Origin of the sequence: Nocardia sp. NPDC004068, assembly GCF_042874315.1 — a bacterium.
Lineage (GTDB): Bacteria > Actinomycetota > Actinomycetes > Mycobacteriales > Mycobacteriaceae > Nocardia.
The window spans coordinates 45269-63043 of record NZ_JBIAMW010000017.1 but is presented as its reverse complement, the minus strand read 5'-3'; the positions used below and the strand labels follow the sequence as shown (position 1 = coordinate 63043).

At 71.7% G+C, this 17775-nt stretch carries 19 protein-coding genes; 6 read left to right on the top strand and 13 right to left on the bottom strand.

Annotated elements, in window-relative coordinates; translation table 11 throughout:
- From ACFYTQ_RS32200 to ACFYTQ_RS32165, 8 genes are read right to left on the bottom strand one after another with little or no spacing between them, the layout of a single operon-like run.
- Entirely contained in the window at nucleotides 1–744 is a 744-nt protein-coding gene (locus tag ACFYTQ_RS32200; RefSeq protein WP_387369149.1) for an arylmalonate decarboxylase, read from the bottom strand.
- Nucleotides 737–1522, bottom strand: coding sequence for an SDR family oxidoreductase (locus ACFYTQ_RS32195; protein WP_387369147.1), 786 nt, complete (start codon nucleotides 1520–1522; stop codon nucleotides 737–739). The genes ACFYTQ_RS32200 and ACFYTQ_RS32195 overlap by 8 nt, the downstream gene beginning before the upstream one ends.
- Nucleotides 1519–2436: a hypothetical protein gene (locus tag ACFYTQ_RS32190; RefSeq protein ID WP_387369145.1), complete on the bottom strand. Its 918-nt coding sequence runs from the start codon at nucleotides 2434–2436 to the stop codon at nucleotides 1519–1521. The genes ACFYTQ_RS32195 and ACFYTQ_RS32190 overlap by 4 nt, the downstream gene beginning before the upstream one ends.
- Nucleotides 2433–3122, bottom strand: a complete 690-nt coding sequence (locus ACFYTQ_RS32185) for a hypothetical protein (RefSeq protein ID WP_387369143.1) — start codon at nucleotides 3120–3122, stop codon at nucleotides 2433–2435. Before ACFYTQ_RS32185 ends, ACFYTQ_RS32190 begins: the two co-directional genes overlap by 4 nt.
- Nucleotides 3119–4240 carry a Rieske 2Fe-2S domain-containing protein gene (locus ACFYTQ_RS32180; protein WP_387369141.1) on the bottom strand — a complete coding sequence of 374 codons (1122 nt, stop codon included), beginning with the start codon at nucleotides 4238–4240 and terminating at the stop codon, nucleotides 3119–3121. Before ACFYTQ_RS32180 ends, ACFYTQ_RS32185 begins: the two co-directional genes overlap by 4 nt.
- 13 nt (nucleotides 4241–4253) lie before the next feature.
- Nucleotides 4254–5198, bottom strand: a complete 945-nt coding sequence (locus ACFYTQ_RS32175; RefSeq protein WP_387369140.1) for an alpha/beta hydrolase family protein — start codon at nucleotides 5196–5198, stop codon at nucleotides 4254–4256.
- On the bottom strand, nucleotides 5195–6004 hold the full coding sequence (locus ACFYTQ_RS32170) for an oxidoreductase (RefSeq protein WP_387369138.1): 810 nt from the start codon (nucleotides 6002–6004) through the stop codon (nucleotides 5195–5197). The genes ACFYTQ_RS32175 and ACFYTQ_RS32170 overlap by 4 nt, the downstream gene beginning before the upstream one ends.
- Nucleotides 6001–7611, bottom strand: a complete 1611-nt coding sequence (locus ACFYTQ_RS32165; RefSeq protein WP_387369226.1) for a nitrilase-related carbon-nitrogen hydrolase — start codon at nucleotides 7609–7611, stop codon at nucleotides 6001–6003. The genes ACFYTQ_RS32170 and ACFYTQ_RS32165 overlap by 4 nt, the downstream gene beginning before the upstream one ends.
- A 258-nt stretch (nucleotides 7612–7869) precedes the next feature.
- Between ACFYTQ_RS32165 and ACFYTQ_RS32160 the strand changes: the two genes are divergently transcribed.
- Genes ACFYTQ_RS32160 through ACFYTQ_RS32140 form a run of 5 tightly spaced genes read left to right on the top strand, consistent with a single transcriptional unit; the run spans nucleotide 7870 to nucleotide 10891 of the window.
- On the top strand, nucleotides 7870–9012 hold the full coding sequence (locus ACFYTQ_RS32160; protein WP_387369136.1) for a hypothetical protein: 1143 nt from the start codon (nucleotides 7870–7872) through the stop codon (nucleotides 9010–9012).
- On the top strand, nucleotides 9009–9581 hold the full coding sequence (locus tag ACFYTQ_RS32155; RefSeq protein ID WP_387369134.1) for a GPS-CTERM domain-containing protein: 573 nt from the start codon (nucleotides 9009–9011) through the stop codon (nucleotides 9579–9581). The genes ACFYTQ_RS32160 and ACFYTQ_RS32155 overlap by 4 nt, the downstream gene beginning before the upstream one ends.
- Before the next feature lie 33 nt (nucleotides 9582–9614).
- Nucleotides 9615–10031: a neocarzinostatin apoprotein domain-containing protein gene (locus ACFYTQ_RS32150; protein ID WP_387369132.1), complete on the top strand. Its 417-nt coding sequence runs from the start codon at nucleotides 9615–9617 to the stop codon at nucleotides 10029–10031.
- A gap of 3 nt (nucleotides 10032–10034) precedes the next feature.
- A complete protein-coding gene (locus ACFYTQ_RS32145; protein ID WP_387369130.1) occupies nucleotides 10035–10610 on the top strand; it encodes a hypothetical protein in 576 nt (191 codons plus the stop codon).
- Entirely contained in the window at nucleotides 10607–10891 is a 285-nt protein-coding gene (locus ACFYTQ_RS32140; protein WP_387369128.1) for a Dabb family protein, read from the top strand. Before ACFYTQ_RS32145 ends, ACFYTQ_RS32140 begins: the two co-directional genes overlap by 4 nt.
- 9 nt (nucleotides 10892–10900) lie before the next feature.
- On the opposite strand, the gene ACFYTQ_RS32135 is transcribed toward ACFYTQ_RS32140, so the two are convergent.
- From ACFYTQ_RS32135 to ACFYTQ_RS32120, 4 genes are read right to left on the bottom strand one after another with little or no spacing between them, the layout of a single operon-like run.
- A complete protein-coding gene (locus ACFYTQ_RS32135) occupies nucleotides 10901–12310 on the bottom strand; it encodes an aldehyde dehydrogenase family protein (RefSeq protein WP_387369126.1) in 1410 nt (469 codons plus the stop codon).
- Entirely contained in the window at nucleotides 12307–13464 is a 1158-nt protein-coding gene (locus ACFYTQ_RS32130) for an FAD-dependent oxidoreductase (protein ID WP_387369124.1), read from the bottom strand. Before ACFYTQ_RS32130 ends, ACFYTQ_RS32135 begins: the two co-directional genes overlap by 4 nt.
- On the bottom strand, nucleotides 13461–14846 hold the full coding sequence (locus tag ACFYTQ_RS32125; RefSeq protein ID WP_387369122.1) for an aldehyde dehydrogenase family protein: 1386 nt from the start codon (nucleotides 14844–14846) through the stop codon (nucleotides 13461–13463). Before ACFYTQ_RS32125 ends, ACFYTQ_RS32130 begins: the two co-directional genes overlap by 4 nt.
- The gene (locus ACFYTQ_RS32120) at nucleotides 14843–16135 is read right to left on the bottom strand and encodes an acyl-CoA dehydrogenase family protein (protein ID WP_387369120.1); all 1293 of its coding nucleotides are present in this window, start codon (nucleotides 16133–16135) and stop codon (nucleotides 14843–14845) included. The genes ACFYTQ_RS32125 and ACFYTQ_RS32120 overlap by 4 nt, the downstream gene beginning before the upstream one ends.
- 115 nt (nucleotides 16136–16250) lie before the next feature.
- Between ACFYTQ_RS32120 and ACFYTQ_RS32115 the strand changes: the two genes are divergently transcribed.
- Nucleotides 16251–17036, top strand: coding sequence for an IclR family transcriptional regulator (locus ACFYTQ_RS32115; protein WP_387369118.1), 786 nt, complete (start codon nucleotides 16251–16253; stop codon nucleotides 17034–17036).
- 18 nt (nucleotides 17037–17054) lie between these two features.
- Here the strand turns inward: ACFYTQ_RS32115 and ACFYTQ_RS32110 are convergent, their stop codons facing one another.
- Entirely contained in the window at nucleotides 17055–17762 is a 708-nt protein-coding gene (locus ACFYTQ_RS32110) for a hypothetical protein (RefSeq protein WP_387369116.1), read from the bottom strand.
- Between the last annotated feature and the right edge of the window lie 13 nt (nucleotides 17763–17775).

Sequence of the window (17775 nt, the reverse complement as noted above, 5' to 3'; positions counted from 1 at the left end):
TCAGTGGTCGCGCAGCAACGTGCCCGCCCCCTCCACCCGATCGGCGATCCCGTTGTCCCGCAACGCCATCCACCACGTCGCCGCGTTGATCGCGATGACGGGCTTGCCCAGCCAGCGTTCGGCCTCGTCGGCCAGGCGAACCATGGACAGGTTCGTCCCGCACTGCACGAGCGCGTCCACCCCGTCCCCGTCGACCGCGCGCAGCGCGGCCCGCAGTTCGTCCTCGGTGACGTGGGCGATGGAAACCGCGGTGGGGCAACGCAATCCCTCGATGGCCTTCACCTCGAAGCCGAGTTCACCGAAGAACCGCACCACGTTCCGGTCGCCGACGGCCTGGTAGGGCGTGACGACGCCGATGCGTTCGGCCCCGAACAGTTCCAGCGCGCGCCGGCACGCCTCGGCCCCGGTGGCGACCTCGAGGCCGGTCAGCTCGTGGATCTGCGCGACGAACCGGCGATTGCCCTCGACGCCGCCCCAGAAGGTCTCCGCCGACATGCCCATGACCATGTAGTCCGGCTCGCAGGTGAGCACCCGTTGGCAGGCGGCCGCCAGTTCGGCGCGGATCTGGTCGAGCAGCCGGTCCATGCCCGCGTCGTCGCTCATATCCTGGTCGCGAATGTGGATGCGGCCGAAGTGCGCGGTGACCCCGGGCACTCCCATCCGGGCGAAGTCCGGTTCCACCACGGTATTGGTCGACGGGGCGAGCACCCCGAATTTGGCCCGCCAGCCGAGAACGTCAGGCATCGGAACCCTCCTTGTCGAAGACGTGTCGATCGCGGAACGGGGCCAGTGCGAACCGGCCCACGATCCTGGGACCGGTCAGCCAGCGCACATGCGCGCCGTTGCGGGCCCGCGTGATCGCTCGCTCGGCCAGCCACGGCGCCACCGTGTCCACCCGATCCGCGAGAATGTCGAAAACCCTTCGGGCGCGCGCCCATTCGGCGGGATCGGCGTAGCCGTGGCTGAGCAGGTCGGTGGCGACCATGCCCGGACTGAGCAGGCCCACCGACACCCCGGCGGGCACCTCCCGCGCCAGCGCCTCGGTCAGATAGGTGACCCCGCGCTTGCTGGTCCCGTACACGGCCAGCCCCGGCACCACGCGCCCGTCGCTGCCCAGCCCCTCCATGTTCCAGATGTGGCCACCCCCGGCCTCGGCCATACCGGCCAGCGCGACCGCGCACCCGTTGATCACCCCGAGCAGGTTCGTCCGCACCACCGCCTCGACCTCGTCGACGGGCAACCGCCACAACGGGTTCCGGGCGTGGCTGATCCCGGCGTTGTTGATCCAGATGTCGACCGAGCCGAACCGGTGCACGGCCGCGTCCCACAGCTCCCGCAGCTGCGCGCGGTCGGTGACGTCGGCGGCGCGGACCAGCGCCTCGCCGGGCAGCTCCTCCCGCACCCGCGCCACCCGCCGGGAGTCGCTGCCGCACACCGCGACCCGATGGCCCCGATCGAGCAGGGCGCGCGCGACGCCGAGCCCGATCCCGCGCGTGCCGCCGGTCACGACGACCGTGCTCACGACCGCTCCAGCACGCCGTGCAGCACCGCGGTCAGCGCGTTGTGCTCGAACAGCTCGTACACCACTGCCAGCGTCGACCCCGCACCCATGCCCGGTTCCGCGTCGATCATGAACTCCCGTCCGAGCATTCGCCGTCCGTCGGGCAGGTGCAGGCGCGGATAGCTCGCCCGGCCGTAGGCGGTCGCGTTCCCCCACAGCCCCGGCCCCTCGTGGAACCATCGCGTGCCGTCCCGCCGCACGGTGGCGCGGACGTCCAGCTCGACCTCGCCCGTGAGCGAGAGGTGATGGTCGGCCGTCAGCAGCCCGGTCGGCGTCACGTCGAGGACCATCCGCGCGCCGCCCCGCGGCCGCTGATCGGCCCCCCAGACCTCGAGCTCGCCGCGATACCGGCTCCGGTCCTTGGTCGGCAGCACGAAACAGGCCGCGCCGCACCGGGTCTCGGTCTCGACACGCTCGTCGACCAGCTCCGGGTCCCGGGTGTACACGCCGTTGAACATCCCGACCATGGCGGGGCCCTGGTACAGCACCGACGAGTACACCTGGGTGTCGCCGAGGGTCTGATTCCAGGTGTTGAGCGATACCTGCCACCCGGGTCCGTAGTAGTGCGCGTCCACGAATCCGCCGTAGGGCTGACCCGCGCCGTAGAAATCCGGCCCGGTGTAGAGCCGGTCGGCGTCGGAGTCGACCACGCCGAAGGCGAACGGCGCCCCGAGCGCGAACCGCGCCGCCAGCGGCCCGCCGCCGGTCAGCCCGCCGTCCATGTAATAGGTGGTGACCCCGTCGGCGAACACCGACGAGCGGCGAATGTCCTCGAACCCCAGCCAGGTTCCCGCGGCGTCGAACAGCGAGGGCCGCCCGACCCATTCCCCCGCGATGCGCCGCTGCCACACGCTCGGGGCGGGCGAGGCGGTCACGACAGCAACTCCCCGCGCACCCGCTCGGCCTGTTCCGCGCCGAGCAGCCGGGTCACCTGCGCCCACACCGGATCCACCCGCGGACTGAACAGGTTGGCCCGATTGACGCGATCACGCGCGGCGAGGTCGATGTCGACCGGGGGAACACCCTTGTCCACCAGCGTGAGCCAGTGCCGCAGATACTCCGCCACCGTCCCGCCGAGTTCGCCGAACGCCGACTCGGTGGCGCGGCACACCACCATCCACGGCGACATCATGGCCCGCTGCCGGGGCCCGACCGCGGCGGGCGAGACCCCCTCGATCCGCCAGGCCGCCTCCAGCGACGGCGTGAGCGGCAGGAAGGCCGCGTCCAGATAGTCCAGCGACACCGCCAGATCCGTCCGGGGGATGAGGTCCAGATGCATGGCGAAGTAGCCGTTCGCCGCCACCGAATCCAGCGTGAAATGCGGAATCGCGCTGTCGCCGGGCAGGAACGCGAAGATCATGTGGCTGTCCAGTCCGATCGGCGGGACCACCAGATCGACGGTCACCACCTTCGCCAGCGGATCACCGCACAACACCCGCAGCCGCCCGACCGGATCGGGCGACAATTCGCCGGTCAGCTCGAGGTCCACGGCGACCGCGAGATCGTATGCGGCGGTAGTGGTTTCGACGGTGCGCTCGCACAGCGCGGCGGGCAGGCTCATCGCGGTTCCCCTCCGGTCCGGGCTTTGTGCACCCACGCGCTGGCCAACTCCGGATTGTCGCGGCGGGCGGGGGAGGCGATGACGGTGGCGGTCCGGCGCGGCGCGTCGCCGGTGACGATGTCGTCGTCGCCGACCCACCAGCCCTGTTTGCGCAGCTGCGCGCGGCGGCGGCGGTAGGCGACCTGGAGGGCGTCGCTGCGCACGTGCAGTTCGTCGGACAGATCGAACGGAAGCAGTTCGGGCCGTTGCGATTCCACGATCGGCCGGTCCTGCAACAGGATCTTCTCGATGCGCTGGCGGGTGTTGCCGTCGGCCCAGGATCCGGTGAAGAAGTTGCGGTAGCCCAGGATCTTGATCAGCGTCCGCTCCTGCGACAGCGGGATGTTGAAGTCGTAGAGGATCAGATCCCCGATCGGCAGCCGCACATGCAGTTTCACCACGTTCGGCAGGTACCACCCGTTGGTGACGGTCACGTACTCCGGCCGCGGCCGCCGGCGCGACAGCAGCCCCCACAGGCCCTTCGGCGGCGGCGGGCTCAGCAGGATGTCCGCCTCGGCCGACCAATCCGTCTGCCGCACACCGAAATCCGGGATCTGCGGTTTGGCCGGATTCCCGAACGAGGTGCCGTGCACGAACGGCGTATGCGCGGCGTCGACCACATTCTCCAGTGTCCGTTCGTAATTCGCGTCGACGACCATCTCGTACTGCACGGCCGTGAAGCTCGCGTCGTCGTGCTCGGGGATCACCGGGATCGGCGGTCGTTCCGCCTCGGGCAGATCGCCGAGGAACGCCCACACCATCCCGTACCGCTCGGTGGTCGGATAGGCGTCCACCCGGGCCTTGCGCGGAATGGTCCGCTCCTCGGCATTGGCCGGAATCCGCACGCACGCGCCGTCGGTCCCGTACTGCCACCCGTGGTACGGGCAGGTGATGTGATCGCCGGTGAGGCTGCCCATCGACAGCGCGCCGCCGCGGTGCACGCACAGATCCGACAGGCACACCGCCGCACCGGATTCCGTGCGGTACAGCACGAAATCCTGGCCCAGGCACGTCACGCGCCGCGGCGTGCGATCGACCCGATCGGCGAATTCCACCGCGTACCAGAAGTTCTTGAGCATGACGGGCGATCTCCTATCGTCGCTTCAGCAGCACGCCATCGTCGAAGGCGTTCAGCTCGTCCCGCGCGGCCGCCGAGCCGAGCAGGTGGGTGCGCAGGAACGCCGATGTCAGCCGCGCGAAGGGGGTCAGGGCCGAGGCGTCCGCGGGCCCGTCGAGGAAGGCGCGCGCCGCGGTCGGGTCCGCGTCCGCGATGCCGAAGTGGTTGGCGCCGGGCACGATCGCGAGCAGATGCTCCCCGTCGGGCAGCGCCTCGTCGAAGGTGCGCCGCACCGGATCGGGCCGATCCTCGCCGTCCTCGCCGTACCGGTCGGCGCTGCCCCGGATGACGCCGTCGTTGGTGCCCACGCCCAGCAGCACCGGGCACGTCACCTGCGCGGGCAGAACCGTACCCGGATCCCAGCCCAGCATGGTCGCCACCATGGTGTGCGCGCCCCACGCGAACACCGCGCCCACGGCCGGGAAGTACCGCGCCGACTGCAATGCCACCGTGCCGCCCGCCGAATGTCCGCCCAGCCCGACGCGTTCGGTGTCCAGCGCGCCGGACAGCGGCCCGTCCGCGTTCACCGCGGCGACCGCGTCGAGGATCGTGCCGATGGTCGGGCAGGTGGGGCGGCTGCCGTAGGTCTCGGGCCGCGCCGCCGCCAGATCGACACCCGGCGTCAAACCCGTTTGGCCGCCGAACAATTCGGCCACGCGATCGAAGGTGACGACCACGAACCCGGACTCGACCAGGGCGGTGGCGAACCGGCGATAGCTGTCCTGCGCCACGTTCACCCCGGGCAGGAACAGCACCACCGGATACGGCGCACCGGCCGGATCCGGGGCGAACACGCCGGTGAGCCGCTCGGTGTCGTCCCCCGACACCGCCGCCGGGTAGTAGATCTTCAGGTGGGCGGTGTCGAAGGGCGCGACGCCCTCGGTGCGCGCGGACCACCACAGGGATCGGACGACGGTCACGCGCTCGGCCTCTCCAGCACCCGGTCGCCGCCCCACAGGGCGCGCACGAGGCGGTCGGTGAGCTCGTCGCCGAACATGCGGCGGCCCATGACGTTCGCGGGATCGCGTTCGGCGATATTGCGGCGCACGGCCAGATCCCGCGCCGCCAGCGCCGCCCGTTCGCCGGGCGCGACCGGTTCGGCCGCGTCCACCCAGCCCAGCCAGCGGCCCACGCGGTCGGTGAGCAGCGCGGCGACGGTGTCGAGATTGGCGCGGGTGGTGGGGAAGGAGTAGCAGTATGCGGTGGGGGACAGGCTCGCCCGGATGAATCCGGTGCGGCTGGTGAACCACCGGAAGTCCGGGTGCTCGGCCTTGAACGTGAGCCACGGCTCGTCGGCGTCGAGGTAGTAGCGGTCGTAGTAGTCGGGTTCGCCGAGCAGATCCCCGCGCGGAATGGCGTCAATGTAGAACCAGCCCTCCGGCCACAGCAGCAGCGCGCAGCCCAGATGCGGCACCCGGATCCGCGGGCCGAGCCAGGCGGTCAGGTGCATGTTCACGAAACCGGTACTCGGATCGCCGATCCAGGAGTGCACCAGCCAGTCGATCTCGGGCCCGGCGTAGGCGGCGAGCCGCCCCGACGGGCCGGTGCTCGGATCGCCGTAGGACTCCAGATCCGCGGTCGAGGGGTCGCGGTGCAGTTCGAAGCGTTCGCCGATGCGGTCGGCGAGGGTGCGCAGCAGGCGCTGCCACTCCTCGAAGGTCTCGGTCACGTCGGCGCGGGCGGTCGAATCGACCATCTCCTCGACGTGTTGGACGGTCTCGCTCATCGCAACTCCAGTTCTCTCGTCAGATTCGCCAGCGCGGCCGGGGGCCGCCCCGCGACCAGATCGGTGCCCCGGGAGACGGCGCGATTGACGGCCTCGGCGGGGCGGATCTCGGCGTGGACGCGCGTCGCACCGGGCGGGACGAGCGTGCTCTCCGGCTGGCTGATCACCCCGGTGAACGGTCCGCGCCACGCGGTCCACAGGGTGAAGTCGGGACTCAGGGCGTGGATCGCGCCGGCCAGCCCGCCGCGAGAATCCGATGACGCCACAACCAGATTGAGCCGGTTCTCGGCGGCGCGCTCGGGCAGGCCCAGGGTCAGCTCCCAGTCCTCGGCGGGCGCGCAGCAGACCGCGGCGACATCGGCGTCGGCGATGGCGGCCAGCCGGAAGGTCTCCGGGAAGATCGCGTCGTCGCCGACCACGATCGCCAGCCGGCCCCAGGGCAGCGCGAAAACGGTGAGTTCGGAACCGGTTTCGCGCAGCCACGGATGTCGCTCGGTGCGGTGCAACTGATCCTGCCGCCCGACGATCCCCTCCGCCGTGAGCAGCAGGCCGGTGTGCCGGTCGTCCGCGCGCACGGTCAGCACCGCGTACGCGTTCGAATCACTCAGCGCCGCAACCACATCCGTGACAGGGGCGGCGAGTTCGGGCAGCACGATCAGCCGCGCCCCGGCGGCGGCCGCCGCGGCGACCTCGGCCGCGTCGGCGACCACCGCCGCCTCCACCGACTCGGACCCCGCGGGCGCGGTACGCCGCGCCGGGGCGGCCATCGGCCGATACAACTCGGGGCGACGGGCCGCGAACACGTCGGTCCCGTCGGGGCGGCGCTTGTCGTCGGCGGCGCTCACCTCGATGTCGGCGACCGCGAGCGCCTCGCCGGACACCGGAGCCTTGGCCACCACCGTGCCGTCGGGCGCGACGATCTGACTCTCGCCCGCCCCGTGCAGCCGATCCGCCGGAACGCCCAGCCGGGCGGCGATATCGGGCAGCCGCGCCTCGGGCAGCAGTGGACCGACCTTGTTGGCGGCCACCACCCACACCTTGTTCTCCGCCGCGCGCACCGGAACGTGCAGATCCGCCTCGTCGGTGGCGAACGAGTTGAGGCTGTTGAGCAGCAGTCGCGCCCCGCGCACCGCGAGCGAACGGGTCACCTCCGAGATGACCCCCTCCATGCAGGCGTACATGCCGATGCGGCCGAGCGGGGTGTCCAGCACCGGCGAATCGGCAAGGCCGGGATCGAGGTGGTCGTTCTCCGCGCCCATGAGGATCTGCTTGTCCGACTCGCCGAGAAGTTCACCGCCCGGACCGAACAGCAGGCTGGTCGCCGTGGTCCGCCCGTCCGGCCGGGCGAGGGTGACGCCGAGTTTGACGAACATCGCGTGCCGCGCGGCGCGTTCGGCGATGGCGGTGAGGAAGAAATCGCCGGGCTCGCAGGCCATTCTGTGCGCGTGGGCGCGGTCGGCGTACCACGATAGGTGGTTACAGAACTCGGGCAGGACCACCAGCTCGGCCCCGGCCGCCGCGGCGGCGTCGATCATCCGGAGGCAGGCGTTCAGATTCCGGGCGACATCGGTGCCCGAGGCGAGTTGCGCGGCCGCGATCCGGACCATGGGCGTCACCTCCTCTCCTGTGTTTCGGAGATCGAAACAGCGTTTCCTAACAGTCGTGATTCTGTACCCGGGCCGTCGATCTGTCCAGCGATCGCCGAGATCCGTCCGGTTCACGACCGATCCTGAATCGAGCTTGTTTCCAGGTAGTTACGGTTGCGTCCCGCCTTGACGCGGGTGGGTGCGCCGGGTTCAATAGGGCAACTGTGAAACTCCGTTTCCTCTAGAGAAACGGATGCCGAAGATAGGGATGGCGATCCGATGCGCATCCGAATCGATCCGGGGCCGAGTCCGGCCACCTCCGACACGACCGTCGAATCCGGCTGTCGCGCACCGTATTCGGCGACGCCGAGCGACTGGTCCGCGGCGGCGGCCGGGGTGGGTGCGGGGCCGGTGGCGGGCGTCGCCCTGGTGTTGCTGGCCAAGCCGCTGGCCGGGGTGGCGGGGATTCCGGGCGCGGTGAGCCTCTACCTCGCGGTGACGGCGTTCGTGCTGGCGGCCGGGACGGGCGGGGCGATGCTGCTCGTGCGGCGGGGTGTGCCGCCGCTGTTCCGCGCCGCGTGCGGGCTGCTGGCGGGGGTGGGCCTGGTGACGGCCGGTTCGGGGCAGGGGGTGGCGGCCTTCACGGTCGGCGTGCTCGTGGCGGGGGCGGCGACGGGGCCGTTGCTGATCGCGGGTCGGGTCGCGGTGCTGACCGGTGAGCGGGCAGTGGGGATCTGGTACGCCGTCATGGCGGCGGGCCTGGTGGGCGGCTCGGTGCTGGCCGGGGCGTGCGCGCGGCATCCCGGATACGCGTTGTCGATCACCGGCGCCGTCGTGCTGGTGACCTCGATTCCCTTGGTGATCAATGGTTTTCGACGAAAGACATCGCGCCGGGATCCGGAACGCTCGGCCGTGCCGTGGCCGCTGCTGCCCGCCTACCTCACCGCGGGAGCCGCGGCCGGGCTGGTGGTCCTGCCGACCCTGCATCTGCTGCTGTTCCGCTGGAATGTGCTCGACGCCGAGCAGTGGCGATGGCTGGCCCTCGCCGCCGCGCCCGCCCTGCCGCTGGTCCTGCCGCGCCGCCGCTCCGGAGCGGTCGCGCCGCTGCTGCTGCTCGCCGCCGGGGGAGCGGTCCTCGTCGCGACGGCTCCGGGCGTGTGGACCCTCGTCGTCGGACTCGCCGTGACCGTGGCGGCGCTCGGGCGAGCCCTGGCCGCGCTGGACGATACGGCGTTGGCGGGGGCCGGGATTCGGGTCTCGGCGGCGACCGCGCTGGCCGGGTCGGCGGGTGCCCTGACGGGACTGGGAACGGCGGCGGGGCTGAGCCGTTGGTGGGGAACGGGTTCGGCGCTGACCATCGGCGCGGCGCTGGTGGCCCTCGCCGCGGTCGCCGCCGACCGGCTGATCGGAAGGACATCATGAGATACGGAATCGGCTGCCTCCTCGCCGCGCTGCTCGTCGTGCCCGGACGCGCCGACGCCGCCCCGGACGAACCAGCGAGCCTCCAGGTCAGCGCCGCCCAGGGGCTCACCGACGGACAACGGATCAGCGTACGCGGCAACGGCTTTCGGCCCGGATTGGCGGCGGTCGCGGTCGGACTGTGCCGGGAGAACTTCAGCAACGGGCTGCGCGACTGCGATCTCGACGGCGGCGCGACATTCGTGAACATCGGCGACGACGGCACCCTCCCCGTGGTCGAGCTCATCGCGCATCCCACCTTCAAGCAGATCGACTGCACGGCGCAGCGCTGCGTGATCGCCGCCGCGCCGCTGCCCGGCACCGAACCGCCCGCCGTCATCGCCGCCAATTCCGCGGCGGTCGCGGTGGACTTCGCCGGTTCGCACCTGCCCTCGGCCACGGCGGCGCCCGTCGCGGTGGCCGCGCCCCCGACCGACACCCGCGGTCCCTCGACGCCGCTGTGGTCGCTGACCGCGGCGCTGCTGATCGTCCTCGCCGCCGTCACCCTCGCCGATCGGCGGCGTCGGCTCTAACCCAAAGTTTCGGGAAATCACCAGGAGGAAAACATGATTCGAACCACGATCCGTTCCGGGATCTTCGCGGTCGCGGCCGTCGCGGCGGCCGTGACCGCCGCCCCGGCGCACGCCTACGCCGACCTGTCGCTCAGCGCGAGCGACGGCGTCTCGGCGGGGCAGACCATCGGCGTGCGCCTGTCCGGGCTCGACGCGAATCTGGACTCGGTCGCCGTCGGCCAGTGCAAGGCGCAGGTCTCCGGCCCCGCCGACTGCAATCTGGCCGGGAGCCTGCTCGGCAAGGCCGACGCCGACGGCGTGTGGCAGCCGCGCGGCGGCAGCGCCGTCACGCTGGTCGGATCGATCGGCGGGGTCGACTGCGCCGCCGCGCCGGGCGCCTGCGTCATCGCGGTCACCAGCCTGACCGATCCCGGCAACATCCTCACCTCCGTCCCCCTGACCTTCGGGTAGACCATGCGATGCACCGCTGCCCGCGCCGCCCTAGGCGGCGCGCTCCTCACCGCGCTGGTCGCCACCGCGCCCGCCGCTTTGGCGGACCCGCTCCTGCGACCCGGTCAGGTCGACAATGTGACCGTGGGGCAATCGGTTTCGATCGCCCTGGACGGCCTGCCGCCGAATATGCCGCAGGTGGCGGTCGGCCAGTGCAAACCGCGGATCGCCACCCCGGGCGACTGCAACCTCACCGGATCGCTGCTCGGCAACGCCGACGACAAGGGCGTGTGGCGGCCCATGGCGGGCGCCACCGTGACCCTGGTCGCGGACGTCGGCGGCGTCGACTGCACCGCCGCCCCGGGCGCCTGCACCCTCGCCGTCACCAGCCTGGTGAATCCCGCCCAGATCCTCACCTCGGTGCCCCTCACCTTCGGCCACGGGGCGACCGCGACACCGACCCCCGCCGCGACCGCCGCCGCGGAGAAATCGGACGACTCCGACTCGACGTTGCCGATCGTGATCGGGGTGATCGTGGCGGTCGTGATCCTCGCGGCCGTCGTCGGCCTGATCCTGGTGCGCCGGAGCCGATCTCGATGACCCTGACGCACGTGGTCCTGATGAAATTCACCGACCGCGCCGACGCGCGTGAGGCCGCCGAACTCCTCGGCGGCCTCCCCGCCCGCGTCCCCCAGATCCGCACCCTGCACCTGGCCCTGGACGAACTGGCCACGCCGGTCTCCTACGACCTCTGCCTCACCACCACCCACGACTCCGAAACGGAATTGACCGGCTACCAAGCCCATCCGGCGCATCGCGAGGTCGCCGCGTGGCTCGCGCCCCGGCTCGCCGCCCGCGCGGTGGTGGACTATCGCGGCTGACGCCGGGGCTCAGGGCTGGGGGTACGCGCGGGCGGGCATCCCGGCGCCGCCTGGGCGGAAGGCGGCGGGGGCGTGGATCACGGTGGTCTGCACGTACTCCCGGAAACCCTCGTCGCCGTATTCGCGACCGTAGCCGCTGCGTTTGACGCCGCCGAACGGGGCGCGCAGGGACATGCCGGTGCGGTTGTGGGTGTTGACGAAGGTGAAACCCGCCTCGAATCCGGCGGCGAAGGCGAACGCGCGGTCCTCGTCGGCGGACCAGACCGACGCGCCCAGGCCCAGTTCCCCGGCGTTGGCTCGGGTCAGGACCTCGGCCTCGTCCCGGTAGGTCAGCAGCGGCACGGCGGGACCGAACTGTTCGCGGCGGACGAGATCGGCGTCGTCGGGCAGGCCCGTGACGAGCACCGGGGCGACGAACCAGCCCGGCCCGCCGGGGCTCGGGGCGAGTTCGTGGACGCGGCCGCCGCGGCGGCGGGCGTCGCCGATCAGGGCCGTAATGCGTTCGGCGGCAACACGATCCACCACCGGTCCCATCGTGACCGACTCGTTCAGCGGATCACCCACGCGCAGCACACGTTTCGCGGCGGCCAGGTAGGCGTCGGTGAACTCGGCCGCCCGCGCGTGCGGGACGTACAGCCGCTTGGCCGCCATGCACACCTGCCCGGCGGTCGCGAACGAGGCGAGGACCAGCCGCTCGTAATCCGCCGGGCCGAGCGCGAAATCGTCGAGGAAGACGGCCGGATCGTTCCCGCCCAATTCCAGCACGACCGGTGTCAGCGCCCGCCCGGCCTCGGCCGCGATACTCGCGCCCGCCGCCTCGCCCCCGGTGAACGCCACCTTCCGCACGAGCCGATGCCCGGCCAGCGCCCGCACCACCTCCGGGCCGCCGTGCACCACCCGCACCCGCGGCAGCAGCTCCGCGAACCGGCTCACCGCGAGCGGCGCGAGCGGAGAGGGCTTGAGCACCACGGTGTTTCCGGCCGCCAGCGCGGGCCCCACCTTGATCGCCGCCAGAATGATCGGGGCGTTCCACGGCGTGATCGCGACCACCACTCCGAACGGCCGCCGCCCCACCGTGATTCGGCCCTGCTCGTCATCGATCACGCTGTCCCCGCACAACTCCGGCGCCCGCGCGCACACCCACCGCAGATACGCCGCGGCGAACCCGATCTCCCCCCGGCAGTCCGCCACCGGCTTTCCCGACTCCCGGGCCAGCAGCGCCGCCAATTCCTCCCGCCGCTCGTCGAGAACCGCTGCGGCCGTGGCGATCTCACGCACCCGATCCGCCACGGGCACGCGGGACCACTCCCGAAAATCCTCGTCCGCCGCGGCTACGACCGCATCGATCTCCGCGACCGCCGTCGCCCGCACCCGCCCCACGATCTCTCCCGGCCGCGCCGGATTCGCCCGCTCGATCATGGCAGTCGCTCGGCTCCGGGAACGCGCAGGGTATCGATGAGGCAGGCCCGGCGCAGATGGTCGCGGGCGGCGGCGGGATCGGCGGCCAACCGGCGGACCTGATCGCGAAAGGCGTTGAGATCGCCGCGCATTCGGCGATAGTTGGCGTCGCTGGTGGCCTGGACGTGTTCGACGGCGACCCGGTGGCGGTGCGCCGCGGCGGCGTCCAGCCGGGCTTCGGGGGCGCCCGACAGGACGTCGGCCAGCGCCTCGGCCAGGGTGACCGCGTCGTGGATGCCGCTGTTCATGCCCAGTCCGCCGAGTGGATTGTTGACGTGGGCGGCGTCGCCCGCGAGCAGCACGCGGCCGTGGCGGAACCGCTCGGTCACTCGCTGATGGACCCGGTACAGCGAGGCGTGCGACAACCGCCACGGCCTGCCGAGGTCGGCCACCTCGGTCAATCGGTCTGGGAGACGGCGTATTTCGGTCGCGTCGTCGGTGTCGCCGGGTGCCGGCAGCAGCACCCGCCACTGTTCGGGCGTGCGCAGCAACACCAGCCACTCGACCGGATCGAAGACGTAGTTGATCGGCGCGATCCCCGGCAGCGCGGCGGTGAGGTCCTCGTCGACCGAGGCCACCAGGAACCGCTCCGGATAGGTCGAGCCGTCGAACCCGGCCCCGACGGCCGCGCGCACGACCGAATGCGCGCCGTCCGCGCCGATCAGCCAGTCCGCCCGCACCCGGCCCCACGTGGTCGACACCGTGACCCCGTCCCCGTCCGCGCGCACCCCCTCGACCCGATGCCCGAACCACACCTCCGCGTGAGCGGGCAAGGCGCGCAACAGGATCGGCGTGAGCTTGCTCTGCTCGCACTGCACCCGATAGGGATACGGCGTATCGTCCGCCAGCACCCCCAGATCGAGCGTGGCGACCGCCGCACCCCCGCGCTCGCGGTACTGGAACGTCGCCGCCACGATCCCCGCCGCGAGCAACTCCGTCACCACCCCGAGCCGCGCCAGCAGCTCCAGCGTCGGCGGATGGAACGTCGACGCCCGCGATTCGGCCGCCAGCCCCGCGCCCTGCTTGAGCACCGTCACCGCGACCCCGCGCCGCGCCAGGGCCAGGGCCGCCGACAACCCGACCGGGCCCGCCCCGGCCACCACCACCCGGGTCATGAGCCGTGCAGGGCGAACCGGCCCTCGACGCCGACCACCCGCGCACCGGTGAAGAACCGCAACGTCTCCGCCGTGCCCTCCTCGCCGAGCCCGGACACCCCCCACGCCGGGCGCGGGGTCATCAGGTGCAGGCTCATGATCGACGATCCGTTGACCTTCACCTCCCCGGCCCGGATCCGTTGCGCGACGGCCAGCGCGGACTCCTCGTCGCCCCCGCACACGTACGCCTCCAGCCCGTACGGCGTCGCGTTCGCCGCCGCCACCCCCTGCTCCACCGTCTCGTAGCCGACCACCCCCGCGACGGGTCCGAACACCTCGTCGGCGAGATCGTCGTCCAGCAGCGCGGGCAGGACGTAGTTGCCGAATTCCGGTGCGACACCGAAACTTCGGGCCCGCGCGCCGAGCGCCCCGCGCACCGTGCGAACATGCCGGGAATGGATCAGCGGCCCGAACTCGGTCCCCTCGGCCAGCGGCGGCCCGATCCGCAAGGCCGCCAACCGTTTCCCCACCGCCTCGACGATCTCCGCGCGCCGATCGGCGGGCACGATCAACCGGCCCAGCGCCCGGCACCACTGCCCGTTGAGCGTGGTGAGCAGATCCGCCGCCATCCGCGCCGCGATATCGGTGTCCGCGTCGGGCAGTACGAGAAGCGGGTTGTTCCCGCCCAATTCGAGCTGACACGGCCGCAGCAGCGGCGCGGAGGCCGCGGCCACCGACCGCCCGCCGCCCACCCCGCCGGTGAACGACACCGCCTTGATCCGCGGATCCGACACCAGCCGCGCGCCCGTCGCCGGGCCGCCCTGCACCAGCTGGAACATATCCCCGGGCACATGGTCGGCGATCGCCTCGGCGAGCACGACCGCGCTGTAGGGCGTCAACTCGCTCACCTTGAGGATCACCGGGCATCCCGCCCCCAGCGCCCCGGCCACCTTGTGCGCGGCCATAGGCGCGGGCGCGTTCCACGGCACCAGGCACAGCGCCGGACCCAGCGGCAGCCGCAGCACCCGCACCCCGTCCCGATCCGAGCGCCGGGCCCCGTCGCGAATCTGCGCGGCCGCCAACCGGAACGCGCCGGTGACGATCGCGGTGAGCAGCCGGGTCTGCGCGATCGGCACTCCCGTGCTCGCCGCGTCCAGCTCCGCGATCCGATCCAGCCGCGGTTCGAGCGCGTCCGCGATCGCGTCGAGCGTCTCCGGGGTGATCTCCGCCGCGGCCCGCTCGGCCACCGCCAGCGCGCGCTCCACCCGCTCCGGCGCGGTCGCCGCCGCCCGCCCCACGACCGCTCCGGTGGCCGGATCCTCCAGTGTCACAGCGAGATCCAGCTCGGGGGTGCCCCGCTCCCCGTCGACGAGATCGGTGATCGGCGGCAGTTCGACGGTCATGGGCGGCCCTCCGGCGCGGGGGTGAACAACTCGTTGGCCCGGGCGTCGGTGACGATGCGGGCCACCTCGAGCATGCCGCGTTCGGCGGGAAACGTCATGACGAGTCCCATGGCCAGATCCCGCAGCGCCCGTCCCGCCACGCCGCTCATGGCCGAGGCCGATGTGCCGCCCGCCTTGAACGCCCCGAGCGCGACCTGGAAACACGCCTCGGTCACCGCGCCCTTGCCCAGCCGCCACTGCGCGAACACCTCCTGCTTCGACTTCAGCGGCGGCTCGCACGTCTCGATCGCCAGCTGATAGCGCAACCACAGATAGGCGGTGCGCAGCTGCCGCGTCATCTCGCCGATGATGAGCTGGTGCACGTCCGAGGAGGCGATGGGTTTCCCGGTGTCGGCGAACGTCTTTCGCGTGGTGGCGGTCAGCGTCTCGTCGTAGGCCCGCTGCGCGCACCCGGTGTAGACCGCGGCGATCGCGAGCTGATTGCCCACGAACGAGCCGCGGCTCATGCGCAGCATCTTGGTGAACGCCCCCGGCACGGCCAGCGCCTCGTCGTCGGGCACGAACACCTCCTCCAGCCGGATACCGTTGTTGGCGGTGGCCCGCATCCCCAGCCCGTCCCACGGCGCGCGCGTGTGCACGCCCGGCGCGTCGCGCGGCACGAAGAAGGTCGCCAGACCCTCGGCGGTGTCGTAGTTCTCCAGCTTCGCCGAGGTCAGGTAGTAGTCGGCGACGCCCGTGGCGCAGCCGAAGGACTTCTCCCCGGACAGGATCCAGCCCCCGTCCACCTTGCGTGCGGTGGTGGCGATGGTGATGTTCGCCTTCTCCGTCTTCACCGATTCGGAGGCGAAGTTGGCCAGCCACGCGCCGCCCGCCATCCGGGTCAGCACCTTCTCCGCGAAGGCGCGCACCACCGGGATCTCCGCGGCGTCGAACAGGCCCGCGTCGACCGCCTCCAGCGGCAGCAGCCCGCGCGAGGCGCTGGTGTTGTGGAAGAAGTACGCCAAAGCCGTTGACGGACAGGCGGTTCCCATCGCGAAGGTGGCCGCGGCCAGATCGCGCAACGAGCCGCCCAGCCCGCCGAACTTCTCCGGCACCACCAGGCCCAGCAGGCCCGCGTCGCGCAGCAACGCGACATGTCCGGCGGGGAAGGTGGCGGTGCGGTCGGCCTCCTCGGCGGCCGCGCGCAGGGCGGGGAGTACCGATTCGACCCGTTCGGCCCGTTCGCGTTCGGCGTCGGACATGTCCTCGACGAGCCGTTCGCCGATCATCGTGCTGGCAGAGGGTTCCACACCGGCCTCCGTTTCGATAGTGGAAACGCTGTTACGCTCAAGGTAACGTTGCCGCAGGTCCTCCGCAAGTGGGATGGTGTTTCCCCTAGCGAAATCCGCCGCCTAAACTGGCTGCGTGCCCGAATCCGAATCCGATACCCAGAGCCGTTCGATCGCGGCGGTCGAGCGCGCGATGGATGTGCTGCTGCTGTTCGGCCGCAGCGGCCGTCCCGATCTCGGCGTCACCGAGATCGCCACGGAACTCGACATCACCAAGGCCGCCGTGCATCGCATCCTGACCGCGCTGCGCAGCCGCGATCTGATCGTGCTGGAACCGACCACCCGCCGCTACGCGCTCGGGCACGCGGCGATCGCGCTCGGGCGCGCGTATCTCGCGCGCACGGATCTGCGGGTGATGGCGGCGCCGGAGCTGCGGCGGCTGTCGGCGGTGACGGGGGAGACGGCGACGCTGTCGATCCGGCGCGGCGACACCAGGATGTACGCGGATCAGGTTGTGCCGGACCAGGAATTGCGGATGGAGGTCGCCCTCGGACAGCCGTATCCGCTGTACGCGGGCAGCTCGTCCAAGGCGATCCTGGCCTTCCTGCGCAAGGAGGAGATCGACGAATACCTGTCCCGGCACGAGCTGACCCCGCTCACCGACGCCACCATCACCAAGGTGCGGCGGCTGCGCGCGGAGCTGAAGGAGATCACCGAGCGCGGGTACGCGATCTCGTTGGGGGAGCGGCAGATCGGGGCCGCGTCGATCGCCGCGCCGATCCTCGACCACGACGGTTGTGTCGTCGCCGCCATCAGCGTGTGCGGGCCGTTGCCGCGCTTCGAGCCGCGGCTGCGCGAGTATGTTCCCATACTGCTCAAGGCGGCCGGGGCGCTGTCGGCCCAATTGGGTTACAGCGGTTGATCTCCGGCGGCGCCGCGCTCACAGATGCGCGCCGGGTTTCAGCACGCCCAGCGCCGCCGCGGCCAGCACGCTGCCCCAGATCACCCAGACGTAGGGCAGGCAGCCGTTCACGCTGCCGCGCAGGACGCGTTCGACGCCGTCGTCGGAGCTGCTCGACATCAGCCGTCCGAACGCGGATCCGAAGGGCCGCAGGGTGATTCGAATGCCGAGTCCGGCGGTGATGGCGACGGTGTAGAGCAGGATCTTACCGCCGAGCCAGCGCGGATTCGTCGTCACCCCGAACGGTTCGTCGGCGATCAGCGTGTAGATCCCGGCGACGCCCATGCCCGCGACGACCGCCAGCCGCAGCGCCAGATCGGCGCGGACCACGGCCGGGAAGCGGCCGTGGGTGCGGTGCGCGGCGACGGTCAGCGCGAGCCACACGGCGGCGATCAGCCACACCGCGACCACGAACCACCAAGGGAACAGGGCGATTCCGAACGCGTGCGCGCCGTGCGGGTCGAGGGCCATGAGCGTGACGCCGCTGGGCAGGAACAGCACCAGGCAGATCCGCGGCGCCAGATCCAGTCCGCTCATGATCGCCAGCGCCGTGGCCCGCGCGGCGGGCGGGCGGGCCGGATCGATGACGTACCGGCTGGAGTAGAACACCCCGAGGTCCCCGCCCAGCCAGAAGACGAACAGCACCAGGTGCAGCAGGATCCACCAGCCGTGCGGATGCGGTCCCATAACAATATCCCTT

Bases quoted from the DNA above. Each gene is read 5' to 3' on its own strand.
- ACFYTQ_RS32200 (WP_387369149.1), bottom strand. From the start codon at position 744: ATGCCTGACGTTCTCGGCTGGCGGGCCAAATTCGGGGTGCTCGCCCCG.
- ACFYTQ_RS32185 (WP_387369143.1), bottom strand. From the start codon at position 3,122: ATGAGCCTGCCCGCCGCGCTGTGCGAGCGCACCGTCGAAACCACTACC.
- ACFYTQ_RS32180 (WP_387369141.1), bottom strand. From the start codon at position 4,240: ATGCTCAAGAACTTCTGGTACGCGGTGGAATTCGCCGATCGGGTCGAT.
- ACFYTQ_RS32170 (WP_387369138.1), bottom strand. From the start codon at position 6,004: ATGAGCGAGACCGTCCAACACGTCGAGGAGATGGTCGATTCGACCGCC.
- ACFYTQ_RS32165 (WP_387369226.1), bottom strand. From the start codon at position 7,611: ATGGTCCGGATCGCGGCCGCGCAACTCGCCTCGGGCACCGATGTCGCC.
- ACFYTQ_RS32160 (WP_387369136.1), top strand. From the start codon at position 7,870: ATGCGCATCCGAATCGATCCGGGGCCGAGTCCGGCCACCTCCGACACG.
- ACFYTQ_RS32155 (WP_387369134.1), top strand. From the start codon at position 9,009: ATGAGATACGGAATCGGCTGCCTCCTCGCCGCGCTGCTCGTCGTGCCC.
- ACFYTQ_RS32150 (WP_387369132.1), top strand. From the start codon at position 9,615: ATGATTCGAACCACGATCCGTTCCGGGATCTTCGCGGTCGCGGCCGTC.
- ACFYTQ_RS32145 (WP_387369130.1), top strand. From the start codon at position 10,035: ATGCGATGCACCGCTGCCCGCGCCGCCCTAGGCGGCGCGCTCCTCACC.
- ACFYTQ_RS32140 (WP_387369128.1), top strand. From the start codon at position 10,607: ATGACCCTGACGCACGTGGTCCTGATGAAATTCACCGACCGCGCCGAC.
- ACFYTQ_RS32135 (WP_387369126.1), bottom strand. From the start codon at position 12,310: ATGATCGAGCGGGCGAATCCGGCGCGGCCGGGAGAGATCGTGGGGCGG.
- ACFYTQ_RS32130 (WP_387369124.1), bottom strand. From the start codon at position 13,464: ATGACCCGGGTGGTGGTGGCCGGGGCGGGCCCGGTCGGGTTGTCGGCG.
- ACFYTQ_RS32125 (WP_387369122.1), bottom strand. From the start codon at position 14,846: ATGACCGTCGAACTGCCGCCGATCACCGATCTCGTCGACGGGGAGCGG.
- ACFYTQ_RS32110 (WP_387369116.1), bottom strand. From the start codon at position 17,762: ATGGGACCGCATCCGCACGGCTGGTGGATCCTGCTGCACCTGGTGCTG.